This is a genomic window from Intestinimonas sp. HCP28S3_D6, from assembly GCF_052065695.1.
Taxonomy (GTDB): Bacteria; Bacillota; Clostridia; order Oscillospirales; family Oscillospiraceae; genus Intestinimonas.
Window position 1 is genome coordinate 88,551 of record NZ_JBQHTM010000001.1, and the last position, 11,708, is coordinate 100,258.

An 11,708-nucleotide genomic window follows, 5' to 3' on the forward strand; every position below is an offset into this window, starting at 1 on the left:
GATACGGCAAAGGAGAGCTTGACCCATGAAAACAAAACTGCCTGTACGCGCGGCGGCCCTGGGGCTGACGCTGACGCTGGCGTTGAGCCCCGTGGCCGGCGCCATCACCGTGGACGAGGCCCGGGACCTGCTCCGGGGAAATTACATCGATGAGATCCCTGAGGAGATCCTGTCCCTGCCCACCATCGAGGAGATCACCACCGCCCTGGGGGACCACTACACCTACTATATGACAGCGGAGGAGTACACCGCCTTCCAGAACAGCTTGGAGGGCACCAATGTGGTTGGGATCGGCGTCATGGTGGAAAAGACGGCCGATGGCCTGCTGGTGAGCGGCGTGGCCCCCGATTCCCCCGGCCAGGAGGCCGGTGTTAAGACCGGCGACCTCATAGTGGCCGCCGACGGCACCACCATCCAGGCTGCCGGCTCTCCCGATGCTCTGGCCGCTCTCATCACCGGCGAGGAGGGGACGAAGGTCACCATCACCGTACTACGGGATGGCCAGGAGCTGAAGCTCACAATGACCCGGGAGGCGGTGGTCTTTCCCACCGTCACCGGCGAGGTGGTGGACGACCACATCGGCTGGCTGAGCTGTAGCAGCTTTGGGACCAGCACCGGCGACTATTTCCAGAGCTATATCCTGGACGAGGACGAGGCAGCCGATCACTGGGTGGTGGACCTAAGGGGCAACCCCGGAGGCTCGGCCACAGCGGTGATCCAGGCGGTGGGCTACGTCCTGGGCAACCATGACGTGGCCTATGTGGTGGACCGGCAGGGCGACCTGGATGTCTGGCGTCCCAACCCCTTCCCGGTGGAGATACCCGGCCTCATTCAGGAGCCCCTGGTGGTCCTGGTGGACGCCAATTCCGCCAGCGCCGCCGAGCTCTTCACCGCCGCCATGCGGGATTACGGCTACGGGCTTATCATCGGTACCCGGACCTTCGGCAAGGGCGTCGCCCAAAACGTCTTTGAGCAGGCCGACGGCTCCGCCTTCAAGATCACCACGGAGCGGTACTACTCTCCCAACTATGTGACACCCGACCGCTCCGGCGTGCTGCCCCACCTGGTGGTGGACGCCAACCTGGCCGACGAGGTGGCTCGCCTCCTGTGTGGTACCGCCGAGGAGCAGGCCTCCGGGGATGTGCTGGTCCTCCAGCTGGCCGGCCAGACCTGGTACATCCACCGGGAGGAGGCGGTGAGTGAGGATTATGCCCCCGCCTTTGCAGAGCTCCTGGCCGCCATCGCCCCCAACACACCTATGACGCTGGACGGCAAGGTGGTCACCCCGGCGGAGGTCTCTGAGGCCTGGGGGGTGGATTATGTCTCCCGCTGGTTCGATGATGTGGGCGATTCTCCCTACGGCGATGAGATCAATACCCTGGCCGCCCTGGGGGTCCTCCTAGGCAACGAGAACGGCGACTTTAGCCCCCAGGACCCGCTCACCCGGGGCGAGCTGGTGTCCATGATCGTCAAGGCCATGGGCTACTGGTGCTGGCAGAGCCAGGGCAGCGCCCCCTTCACCGATGTGGACCGGGAGGACTGGTATGCCACCTCTGTGGATATCGCCTATAACCTGGGCCTCATCCAGGGCGACGAGAACGGCGAGTTCCGGGCCGACGACCCGGTGGACCACCAGCAGTTTTTGACCATCCTGACCCGGATGGGCGAGCGCGCTGACCTCTCCGTCGAACGGCGGCTGGAGCAGGTAACCGGGGAGGAGCTGGCGACCGAGGCGGTGCAGGCCTATGACGCCTGGGCCCGCCCCTATGTGGTGACGGCGGAGGACCTGGGCTTCCTGGCGGTGCCTCTGGAGGAGCTGGACCCGACCGTCCCCACCACCCGCGAGGAGGCCGCCGCCATGCTCTACCGGATGCTGGAGTACATCGGCATTCTCACTCCGGTGACGGAGGAATAAATGCCGGGGCGGGGGAAAAGAGCGGGAACCATTTTCCACATTTGTCGTCCAAGAAGGCAGAACCACTGAATAAGGAGGATCTTCCGCTATGAAGCAGAAAAAGATCTTGACCGCCGCTCTGGCGGCGATGTTGACGCTGTCCCTGAGCGTGCCCGCCATGGCGGTGGAGCCTGTCAGCATTGACGCGGCCGCTGAGACGCCGGCCTATGAGCTGGTCCAGCGGGGGGAGAACTTCCCCATCCGGGTGTGGGGCGGCGCTGTGGAGCTGGGCGACATGAGCCTCACCCTGGAAAACAGCAATGAGAGCGACCCCTATCAGAAGATCGTGGTCAATGTGGCTGAGGATACCGTCATCCTGGACGCCGTCACCGGTGAGGCAAAAACCTTTGCCGACATCAGGGCGGGGGAGACCGTCTGTGCCTGGGTGGGTCCGGACATGACCAAGAGCCTGCCCCCCATCAGCACCGCCCGGGTTATTCTGTGTGGTATCCCCGCCGATTTCGGTGTGCCCACCTATGCGGAGGTGGAGACCGTCACCGAGACTGAGAACGGCGTGGACGTCTACATGAATAACGATGTGGTCCTCCACCTCACCGGCGACACTGAGTATCTGGCCGCCCCCGGCTGGGAGAAGGCAACTGTGAGCCCCGCCGACATCGTACCCGGTACTCGGCTCCTCTCCTGGTACAATGCAGCCACCATGAGCCTGCCCGCCCAGGCGTCTCCCAGCAAGGTCATGGTATTTCCCTCCGGTTACGCCGGCTGGGTGTCCGCTGACGGCCTGGAGGTCACCATCAACGGCGAGACCCTGACTCTGGAGGGCACCTCCTCCGCCAAAGTGGAGAACGGCCGCCTGATGGTACCGGTGCGGGCTGTGGCCGAGGCCATGGGCTGTGAGGTGGCCTGGGAGCCCTACACCAACCAGGTCTCCGTCACCAAAGACGGCGTGGAGCTCTACCACTTTGCCATCGGCGCAGATCAGGCTGCCAAAGGTGACGTCACCGTGGGCCTGGTAGCCTCTGCCAAAGCCGTGGATGGAGTTACCTTTATGGTTCTGGATGACCTCATTGTCCTCCACGGCCTGAAGCTCTCGCAGGGCTGAAGAGAAGAAAAACTGCCCCGGACCGCGACGGCGGTCCGGGGCAGTTTTCTTTTGCGATGCAGGTAGGGGCTCAGCCGCAGTGGCCACAACGCTGGCAGGCGCTGGGGGTGACGGCGCAGCCACCCAGGGCGGTCTCCCGCAGCTCGGCGGGGATGTGGCGGCCCACCTGGTACATGACGGCCAGCATCTCATCAAAGGGGATGAGCTGCCGGATGCCGCTCAGGGCAATCTCGGCGGCCACCAGGGCGTTGGCCACGCCGGCGGCGTTGCGGTTCTGGCAGGGGTACTCCACCAGGCCGCCCACCGGGTCGCACACCAGGCCCAGCATATTCATGAGTACGGTGGAGGCGGCGCCCAGACACTCCTCGGGGGTGCCGCCCATGAGCTCCACGGCGGCGGAGGCGGCCATGGCGGCGGCGACGCCCACCTCGGCCTGGCAGCCGCCCACGGCGCCGGCCACGGTGGCGTTGCGCATGGCCAGATAGCCTACGGCGCCGGCGTTAAAGAGGCCATCCAGCAGCCGGTCGTCGGAGATGTGGTAGTGCTCCTGGAGAGCCAGCAGCAGTCCGGGCACCACGCCGGAGGAGCCGGCGGTGGGGGCGGCCACGATGAGACCCATGGAGGCGTTGACCTCCAGCACTGCCATGGCGTAGGTGATGGCCTTTTGGAGCACCGGGCCGCAAATGTCCTTCTTCTTTCCGGCGTGGCTGGCCAGATGCTTGGCCTCCCCGCCGATGAGGCCGCCCATAGAGCGGCCGGGGTTCTCCAGGGGGATGGTGGCCGATGAGCGCATGATGGACAGGGCCTTGGCCATGCGGCGTTTGACGGTGTCGGGGGTGGTCTCCCCCAGGATGCACTCCCGGCGGCGCATGATCTCGGAGATGGGACAGCCCTCCTGTCGGCACAGGGCCAGCAGCTCGTTGGCATTTTTGAAATCCATTGTGTCCCCTCCTTACGGCTGGACGATCATGACGTCGTGGATGTGTGGATTGGTCTTGAGCTGTTCCGGGATGCCGTCGGGCAGGATACCGTCCGACTCAATGATGCTGTAAGCGGTGTCTCCTTTGCCCTCCCGGAACAGACGCATAAAGGCGATGTTCACGTTGCGGTCACTGAGCACCTTGGTGATGTGGGCCACCACGCCGGGCTTGTCCTGCTGGACCACCACCACCGAGGCGTACTCGCCGCTGAAGTCCACGTGGACGCCGTTGATGCGCACGATGTGCATCTTGCCGCCCCCCAGGGACTCGCCACGGACAGTCATGACCTGTCCGTCGGCATTCTCCATGCGGATGTCCACCGTGTTGGGGTGGATGTCGGTCTCGGTCTCATTGGGGGTGAAGGAGAAGGCCAGCCCCCGCTCGTTGGCGATGCGGAAGGAGTCCCGGATGCACAGGTCGTCGGTGGAAAAACCCATGATGCCGCCCAGCAGGGCCCGGTCGGTGCCGTGGCCGTGGTAGGTCTTGGCGAAGGAGCCGTAGAGGGTGAAGTCCACCTTCTTCAGCGGCGGCGCCAGCAGCTTGTGTGCCACGTTGGCAATGGCCACGGCCCCGGCGGTGTGGGAGCTGGAGGGGCCGACCATGTTAGGGCCCAGTACGTCGAACACGCTGATAAAGGACATAAGCTCACTCCTTCACAGGGGTCTTGTTGATGAATTTGCGGTAAATGGTGTCCACGATGGTGCCGATGGCGTTGTCGCCGGACACGTTGCAGGCGGTGCCGAAGGAGTCCTGGGTGATATAGAGGGCCACCATGATGGCGCAGATGGGGCCGTTCACGTCACCGGCCTCAGTGCCGAACACCATGTAGAGGAAGGGCAGGGCGGTCATGATGGAGCCGCCGGGGGCGCCGGGAGAGGCCACCATGGCGATGCCCAGGGTCATGATGAAGGGGACCACGGTGCCCAGGCTGATGGGCAGCTGGTACATCAGGCACACGGCGGTGGCGCAGGCGGTGATGGTAATCATGGAGCCGGCCATGTGAATGTTGGCGCACAGGGGTACCACGAAGTTGCGGATTTCCTCCAGGATGCCGTCCTTCGCGGCGCACTCCAGGTTGACGGGGATGGTAGCGGCGGAGGACTGGGTGCCGATGGCGGTGGCATAGCCGGGGATCTGGTTGCGGATGAGGGTGATGGGGTTCTTGCCGGAGACCACGCCGGCCACCAGGAACTGAATGCAGATATAGATGAGGTGCATGGCGATGACCACCAGGAACACCTTCCACAGGATGCCCAGGATGGCGAAGGTCTTTCCGGAATAGGTCATGTTGGTAAAGGTGCCGCAGATGTAGAGAGGCAGCAGGGGGATGATGACGGTGTGGAGTACCTTGTCAATGATGGCGGAGAAGTCCTCCATGCCGTGGTAGAGGCTGTCGCCGATCTCCTTGCCCCGCATGGTGGAAAGGCACAGGCCCAGCACAAAGGCCAGGGTGACGGCGGACAGGGTGTCCAGCAGGGGCGGGATGGACAGAGAGAAGTAGCCGGACAGGGAAACGTCAGCGGTGGCGGCGATCTGGTCCAGGGCCCCCGCACTCATAAAGGAGGGGAACAGTCTGGAGGAGACCAGGTAGGAGGCGGAGCCCGCCACCAGGGTGGAAAAGTAGGAGAGGATTACGGTGATGACCAGCAGCTTGCCCGCGCCACTGCGCAGATTGGCGATGCCCATGGTCACGTAGGCGACGATAATCAGGGGGATCACGAAGGAAAGGAAGGTGCTGAAAATCGAAGAGAAGGTGACCACCACGCGGTTGAACCACTCTGGCATAAAGGAGCCGAAGAGGATACCCAGGATGATGGCAATGATGAGCTTTGGGATCAGCCCGATGCGTAACTTCTTTTTTTCCATAATGTTTCCTCCTATTTACATTTTGCTCTTTTGCTAAGTTTCCCCGTTGACTTTGTGGTGGCTTTAGTCTATCATGACAATAACGTTTAATCAAATAAACCGTTTTTATTATTTTAATTAAAAAAATTCATATTACTTTTTGAGGCAGAAGGGAGGAGTTGGCATGGAACTTCGGCAGATCACCACGTTTATCCGGGCGGCCCAGTTTGAGAGCTTTTCCAAAGCGGCGGCCAGCCTGGGCTACTCCCAGTCGGCGGTGACGGTGCAGATCCGCCAGCTGGAGGAGGAGCTCCACGTGCGCCTGTTTGACCGCATGTATAAGCGGGTGGTGCTCACTGCCCAGGGAAAACAGTTTCTGGACAGCGCCTACAACATTATCCAGGAGGTCAACCACGCTGCCCTCTCCTTGTCCGTGGAGGGGGAGCTGAACGGGCAGCTCCACATCGGCACGCTGGAGTCCCTGTGTTATGCCCGGCTGCCGGGGATCGTGCGGCGGTTCCGGGTGCAGCACCCCAAGGTGAGCATCCAGATCACCACGGGCATCCCGGAGGAGCTCATTGCCAAAATGGAGCGGGGAGAGCTGGACATCATCTACATCCTGGAGGAGCCCCTCTACAACAACAGCTGGTGCAAGGTGCTGGAGCGGCAGGAGGAGGTGGTGGTGGTGGCTTCGGCGGAGCTGGGACGGGAGCTGGGACCCGGCCCCCACCATCTGGTGGATCTGCTGGACCGGCCCTTTTATCTCACCGAGCGGGACGCCAACTACCGCCGCCTGCTGGACCGGCGGCTGGCCACCCTGGACCGGGCCATCACACCGGCGCTGGAGAGCAGCTACGCCTCCTTCCTCCTCCGGGTGCTGGAGGAGACGGAGGGGCTTTCCTTCCTGCCACGCTTTCTGGTGGAGGAGCCGGTACAACAGGGCAAGCTGACGGTGGTGGAGGTCAGCGACCTCCAGGCGGTGATGTACGAGCAGATCTTCTACCATCGGGAGAAATGGGCCACCAGGGAGATGGAGGCCTTCATCCGCTTCTGCGCGCCGGAGGCCGCGGCGTGGGTCGGAGCGGCGGCTCCAGGTGCCGTAGGTGAGAGCGGAACAGAGTTATAAAAGAAACAAAAATGCCGCTGCCTCCCGCGAAAACGCGGAAGACAGCGGCATCGTGCTGCCTGGGGATACGTGCTCAGCCCAGAAGGAGCTTGTCGTCGGCTTCGTCAGAGCCACTGTTTCCCCAGCCGGCCTGTGGCCGGCCGGGGACCCCGACTGCAATTTCATGGGCGGAAATGAATTCCGCCCATGAAAGGTTTTGCTGCGCAAAACACTTGTACGGCGTGACCGCCGTCCCATCTGCGATGGGTCCCGCCAGGCCAGCGGCTCAGCCCAGCAGGAGTTTATCGTCGGCTTCATCTGAGCCACTAGCCTGGCTGAAGAGGGAGAGAAGCTGCTCCACAGTGAGGTTCTTCTTCTCCTCGCCGGAGACGTCCACCGCCACCCGGCCCTCATACATCATGATAAGGCGGTTGCCGTGGGCGATGGCGTCCCGCATGTTGTGGGTGATCATCAGGGTGGTGAGCTTGTCCCGCTGGACGATCTTCTCGGTGGCGTCCAGCACCTTGGCCGCCGTCTTGGGGTCCAGGGCGGCGGTGTGCTCGTCCAGGAGGAGGAGCTTGGGCTTGACCAGGCTGGCCATGAGGAGGGTGAGGGCCTGGCGCTGTCCGCCGGAGAGAAGTCCCACCTTGGCGGTGAGTCGGTCCTCCAGGCCCAGGTCCAGGATCTTGAGAAGTTCCCGGTACTCCTTTCGCTCGCTGGCGGTGATGCCCGCCTTCAGGCCCCGGGGCTTGCCCCGGCGGGCGGCCAGGGCCAGGTTCTCCTCGATCTGCATGGTAGCGGCGGTACCCATCATGGGGTCCTGAAAGACCCGGCCGATGTACTGGGCCCGCTTGTGCTCAGGCAGGCGGGTGACGTCGATGCCGTCGATGGAGATGGTGCCGGAGTCCACCGGCCACACCCCCGCCACGGCGTTGAGCAGGGTGGATTTGCCGGCGCCGTTGCCGCCGATGACGGTGACGAAGTCACCGTCGGCCAAGGTGAGGGAGACCCCGTTGAGGGCTCGCTTTTCGTTGATGGTGCCGGGGTTGAAGGTCTTGTAGATCTCTTTGAGCTCAAGCATTGCGTGCCGCCTCCTTCCGAGCCGTCTTAGTGAAGTACTTGCCCTTCCAGTAGGGGATGGTGAGGAAGAGGGCCACCACCACGGCCGAGAGCAGCTTCAGGTCGGTGGACTCCAGGCCCAGCCGGAGCACGAACTGGAGCACGATGTAGTAGATGATGGAGCCAATGACGGCGGAGAGCAGTTTGAGGGCGAAGTTGACAAAGACCTTGCCCAGGAGCACCTCGCCGATGATGACGGCGGCCAGGCCGATGACGATGGCGCCGCGGCCCATATCCACGGTGGAGCTACCCTGGTACTGGGCCAGCAGGCCGCCGGAGAGGGCCACCAGGCCGTTGGACACCACCAGGCCCAGCACTTTGGCAATGTTGGTGTTGATGCCCTGGGCCCGGGCCATGTTGGGGTTGGCGCCGGTGGCCCGGAGGGAGCAGCCCAGCTCGGTGCCGAAGAACCAGTAGAGCACGGCGATGACCACCACGGTGAGGACGGCCAGCAGCAGCAGGGGGTTGCGCAGGCTCATCTCACGGATATAGCGGGAGGAGACCAGCAGGGGCTGCTTATCCACGCTGAGGGCCAGGGTGGCCTTGGTACTGGCGCCGCTGCCGATGGCCATGATGCGCAGGTTGATGGAGTAGAGGGCCAGCTGGGTCAGGATGCCGGAGAGGATGGCGGGGATGCCGCAGGCGGTGTGGAGCAGTCCGGTGACCAGACCGGCCAGCATGCCGGCGATGACGGCCATCAGGAGAGCCAGCCAGGGATTGAGGCCCATGGTGATGCCCAGGGCGGCCACCGCGCCGCCGGTGGCCAGGGAGCCGTCCACGGTCAGGTCGGCGATGTCCAGAATCCGGAAGGTGATGTACACCCCGATGGCCATGATGCCCCAGGCCAGGCCCTGTCCGAAGGCGCCGGGCATGGAGTTGAGGAAAGAGAGCAGGAAATCCATAGTTCGATACCTCCAAAAGGTGGATTCCGCCTCGGGCGGGAAAGGCGCAAAAACAGCGGAGGCGCAGAGCGCCCCGCTGTTTTTACGATTTTAGAAGGGGGAAAGAGGATCAGGTGATGGGCTCGTAATCCTCGGGCATGGTGAGGCCAAGGGCCTCGCAGTTGGCGGCGTTGTACATCTTGGTGACGTTGGGAGCGTACTCCACAGGCATGGTGGAGATGTCGGCCTCGCCGGTGAGGATCTGGGCCGCCATCTCGCCGGTCTTGTAGCCGATGTCGTAGTAGCTGATGGAGAGGGTGGCCACGCCGCAGCCGGAGCAGATGCCGGACTCACCGGCAATGACGGGCACGCCGGCGGGGATCACCACGTTGGCGATGGTCTCGGTGTTGGCGGCGGCGGTGTTGTCGGTGGGGATGTAGATGACGTCGGAGTTGTCGCAGGCGGTCTGGGCCACGGAGGACAGGTCGTTCACGTCGGTGAAGGCGTACTGCTCACAGGTGTAGCCCATGTCCTCCAGGTAGCCCTGGATGGTCTCCACCTGATAGACGGAGTTGGGCTCGCCGGAGCAGTAGAGGAGCCCCACGTTGGTGGCGTCGGGGAAGAGCTCGTTGAGCATGGCGGCCTGCTGGTCCAGGGGGGCCAGGTCGGAGGTACCGGAGATGTTGCCGCCCACGGTGCCGGTCCAGTCGTCGATGGACAGGGCGGTGGCGTAGTCGGTCACCGAGGTGCCCAGCACGGGGATGTCGGCGGTGGCGGAGGCTGCGGCCTGGAGGGGGTAGGTGGCGTTGGCCAGAATGAGGTCCACACCCTCGGAGACGAAGCCGTCCATGATGGTGCCGCAGTTGGCGTACTCGCCGCCGGCGTCCTGCTCCTCAAAGGTCACCTGGCCGGGCAGCAGCTCGTTGAGGGCGTCCTTGAAGCCCTGGGTGGCGGCGTCCAGCGCCTCGTGGGTCATCTGCTGGCAGATGCCCACGGTGTAGGATGCGGTGCCCTCGGCGGAAGCGGAGGACGCGGGGGCAGAGGACTCAGGGGCGGGGGTGGTGGTGCTGGTGCCGCCGCCGCAGGCGGCCAGAGACAGGACCATGGCGCTGGCGGCGGCCAGTGCGGTCACTTTCGACAAAACATTCATGCTTCTCATCCTTCCGATTTGTGCAAGTACAGCACTTCATTGCTTTTTTGCGCTAAAGTATTGTCTGTATTATAATCCCTTTTCCCGAAATGTCAATGCTTAATTTTTCATGAAGATACGGGGGGAGCGGGCAGGTTCCGATGGACTTTTGAGTGTTCCTGTGGTATGATGGCCTGGAATGATAAAAATGGAGGCATGCGCCTTGCGGACAGAGATCATGGGGGTCAGTTTTGACGACCTGACCCTGGAGGAGGCGGCCAAAGCGGCCGCCGGGATGATAGAAGCGGGTGGATTCCACTATGTGGTAACCCCCAACCCGGAGCTGGTGGACCGGGCACGGCGGGAGGAGCCCTTCCGGCAGGCCCTCAACGGGGCGAACCTGGTGCTCCCCGACGGCATTGGTGTGGTGTACGCCGCCAAGATTCTGGGCCGGCCCCTGAAAGGCCGGTGCCCCGGCATCGACTTTGCCGGGAAGCTGATGGAGCATATGGCCAGGAGCGGCCTGCGGCTCTACCTGCTGGGGGCCAAGCCCGGGGTGGCCGAGACGGCCGCCGCCCGGCTGGAGGCCAAATACCCAGGCCTTACCATCTGCGGTACCCACGACGGTTACTTCAAGGAGGACGACCCCGTGGTAGAGGCCATCCGGGCGGCCGAGGCCGACGTGGTCTTTGTCTGCCTGGGGGCCCCCAAGCAGGAGTACTGGATGGTGAAGAACGGCCCCGCCACCGGCGCCAAGCTCATGGCTGGTTTGGGCGGAAGCCTGGACGTCTTTGCCGGCGTGGTGGAGCGGGCGCCGGAGGCCTGGCAGAAGCTGGGCCTGGAGTGGCTCTACCGCCTCAAGAAGGAGCCCAAGCGCATTGGCCGCATGGCCCGGCTGCCCCTCTTCCTGGTGGCTGCGCTGGGCGAGCGGGGAAAGGCGGGGAAGCGGGCATGAAGGGCAGGCTCATCGTGCTGGAGGGCACCGACGGGTCGGGCAAGTCCACCCAGTTCGGCCTCCTGTGCCGCCGGATGGAGGAGGCGGGCAAGCCCTTCCACCGCATCGTCTTTCCCCAGTATCAGGAGCCCTCGTCGGCTCTGGTGCGGATGTACCTGGGTGGGGAATTCGGGTCCCATCCCGACGACGTGAACGCCTATGCCGCCTCCACCTTCTACGCGGTGGACCGGTACGCGTCTTACAAGAAGGTGTGGGGGGAAGACTACGGGGGGGGCGGACTCATCCTGGCCGACCGCTATACCACCTCCAACGCCGTCCACCAGACCAGCAAGCTGCCGGAGGAGGCGTGGGAGCCCTTCCTGCGCTGGCTCTTTGACTTTGAATACCACAAGCTGGGGCTGCCCGCCCCGGACCTGGTCCTCTATCTGGACATGCCCACCGATCGGGCGGTGGAGATGCTCCGCCGCCGGGAGGGGGAGACCCACACCACCGGCGACATCCACGAGGTGGATACCGAATACCTCCGCCGCTGCCGGAAGGCGGCCCTGGCCGCCGCCGGGCTGTGCGGCTGGGAGCGGGTGTCCTGCGTGGACGAGACTGGGGCGGTGCTCCCGCCGGAGGTCATCCATCAACAGATCTGGGACCGGGTCAGCGCCCTGCTGTGACAGGGACCATCA

At 63.9% G+C, this 11,708-nt stretch carries 11 protein-coding genes; 5 read left to right on the forward strand and 6 right to left on the reverse strand.

Going from position 1 to position 11,708, the window contains the following annotated elements; genetic code table 11:
- Nucleotides 1-25: 25 nt before the first annotated feature.
- Both ACTNBK_RS00440 and ACTNBK_RS00445 read left to right on the forward strand, forming a co-directional pair.
- Nucleotides 26-1,915 (forward strand): S41 family peptidase, encoded by a 1,890-nt coding sequence (locus ACTNBK_RS00440; protein WP_441142669.1) that lies wholly within the window; start codon nucleotides 26-28, stop codon nucleotides 1,913-1,915.
- Nucleotides 1,916-2,003: 88 nt separating this feature from the next.
- Nucleotides 2,004-3,017, forward strand: coding sequence for a copper amine oxidase N-terminal domain-containing protein (locus ACTNBK_RS00445; RefSeq protein ID WP_441142670.1), 1,014 nt, complete (start codon nucleotides 2,004-2,006; stop codon nucleotides 3,015-3,017).
- A 70-nt stretch (nucleotides 3,018-3,087) separates the two neighbouring features.
- Here the strand turns inward: ACTNBK_RS00445 and sdaAA are convergent, their stop codons facing one another.
- Genes sdaAA through ACTNBK_RS00460 form a run of 3 tightly spaced genes read right to left on the reverse strand, consistent with a single transcriptional unit; the run spans nucleotide 3,088 to nucleotide 5,863 of the window.
- On the reverse strand, nucleotides 3,088-3,957 hold the full coding sequence (sdaAA, locus tag ACTNBK_RS00450) for an L-serine ammonia-lyase, iron-sulfur-dependent, subunit alpha (RefSeq protein WP_441142671.1): 870 nt from the start codon (nucleotides 3,955-3,957) through the stop codon (nucleotides 3,088-3,090).
- Nucleotides 3,958-3,969: 12 nt separating this feature from the next.
- Nucleotides 3,970-4,638: an L-serine ammonia-lyase, iron-sulfur-dependent subunit beta gene (gene sdaAB / locus ACTNBK_RS00455; RefSeq protein ID WP_294511233.1), complete on the reverse strand. Its 669-nt coding sequence runs from the start codon at nucleotides 4,636-4,638 to the stop codon at nucleotides 3,970-3,972.
- Nucleotides 4,639-4,642: 4 nt separating this feature from the next.
- Nucleotides 4,643-5,863, reverse strand: coding sequence for a dicarboxylate/amino acid:cation symporter (locus ACTNBK_RS00460; RefSeq protein WP_441142674.1), 1,221 nt, complete (start codon nucleotides 5,861-5,863; stop codon nucleotides 4,643-4,645).
- Between the two features lie 163 nt (nucleotides 5,864-6,026).
- Here ACTNBK_RS00460 and ACTNBK_RS00465 point away from each other — a divergent pair, with 163 nt between their 5' ends.
- A complete protein-coding gene (locus tag ACTNBK_RS00465; protein WP_441142676.1) occupies nucleotides 6,027-6,968 on the forward strand; it encodes a LysR family transcriptional regulator in 942 nt (313 codons plus the stop codon).
- Nucleotides 6,969-7,233: 265 nt separating this feature from the next.
- Here the strand turns inward: ACTNBK_RS00465 and ACTNBK_RS00470 are convergent, their stop codons facing one another.
- From ACTNBK_RS00470 to ACTNBK_RS00480, 3 genes are all read right to left on the reverse strand, one after another.
- A complete protein-coding gene (locus tag ACTNBK_RS00470) occupies nucleotides 7,234-8,028 on the reverse strand; it encodes an ABC transporter ATP-binding protein (RefSeq protein WP_441142678.1) in 795 nt (264 codons plus the stop codon).
- A complete protein-coding gene (locus ACTNBK_RS00475) occupies nucleotides 8,021-8,968 on the reverse strand; it encodes an ABC transporter permease (RefSeq protein ID WP_441142679.1) in 948 nt (315 codons plus the stop codon). The genes ACTNBK_RS00470 and ACTNBK_RS00475 overlap by 8 nt, the downstream gene beginning before the upstream one ends.
- Nucleotides 8,969-9,077: 109 nt before the next feature.
- Complete coding sequence (locus ACTNBK_RS00480) at nucleotides 9,078-10,106, reverse strand: ABC transporter substrate-binding protein (RefSeq protein WP_441142681.1); 1,029 nt, start codon at nucleotides 10,104-10,106, stop codon at nucleotides 9,078-9,080.
- A gap of 193 nt (nucleotides 10,107-10,299) precedes the next feature.
- Here ACTNBK_RS00480 and ACTNBK_RS00485 point away from each other — a divergent pair, with 193 nt between their 5' ends.
- Nucleotides 10,300-11,031, forward strand: a complete 732-nt coding sequence (locus tag ACTNBK_RS00485; RefSeq protein ID WP_441142683.1) for a WecB/TagA/CpsF family glycosyltransferase — start codon at nucleotides 10,300-10,302, stop codon at nucleotides 11,029-11,031.
- Complete coding sequence (locus ACTNBK_RS00490; protein WP_441142684.1) at nucleotides 11,028-11,696, forward strand: dTMP kinase; 669 nt, start codon at nucleotides 11,028-11,030, stop codon at nucleotides 11,694-11,696. The genes ACTNBK_RS00485 and ACTNBK_RS00490 overlap by 4 nt, the downstream gene beginning before the upstream one ends.
- The last annotated feature ends 12 nt before the right edge of the window (nucleotides 11,697-11,708 follow it).

Coding starts and splice junctions, on each gene's coding strand:
- ACTNBK_RS00470 (WP_441142678.1), bottom strand. CDS start 8,028: ATGCTTGAGCTCAAAGAGATCTACAAGACCTTCAACCCCGGCACCATC.
- ACTNBK_RS00460 (WP_441142674.1), bottom strand. CDS start 5,863: ATGGAAAAAAAGAAGTTACGCATCGGGCTGATCCCAAAGCTCATCATT.
- ACTNBK_RS00475 (WP_441142679.1), bottom strand. CDS start 8,968: ATGGATTTCCTGCTCTCTTTCCTCAACTCCATGCCCGGCGCCTTCGGA.
- sdaAB (WP_294511233.1), bottom strand. CDS start 4,638: ATGTCCTTTATCAGCGTGTTCGACGTACTGGGCCCTAACATGGTCGGC.
- ACTNBK_RS00440 (WP_441142669.1), top strand. CDS start 26: ATGAAAACAAAACTGCCTGTACGCGCGGCGGCCCTGGGGCTGACGCTG.
- ACTNBK_RS00445 (WP_441142670.1), top strand. CDS start 2,004: ATGAAGCAGAAAAAGATCTTGACCGCCGCTCTGGCGGCGATGTTGACG.
- ACTNBK_RS00480 (WP_441142681.1), bottom strand. CDS start 10,106: ATGAGAAGCATGAATGTTTTGTCGAAAGTGACCGCACTGGCCGCCGCC.
- sdaAA (WP_441142671.1), bottom strand. CDS start 3,957: ATGGATTTCAAAAATGCCAACGAGCTGCTGGCCCTGTGCCGACAGGAG.
- ACTNBK_RS00465 (WP_441142676.1), top strand. CDS start 6,027: ATGGAACTTCGGCAGATCACCACGTTTATCCGGGCGGCCCAGTTTGAG.
- ACTNBK_RS00490 (WP_441142684.1), top strand. CDS start 11,028: ATGAAGGGCAGGCTCATCGTGCTGGAGGGCACCGACGGGTCGGGCAAG.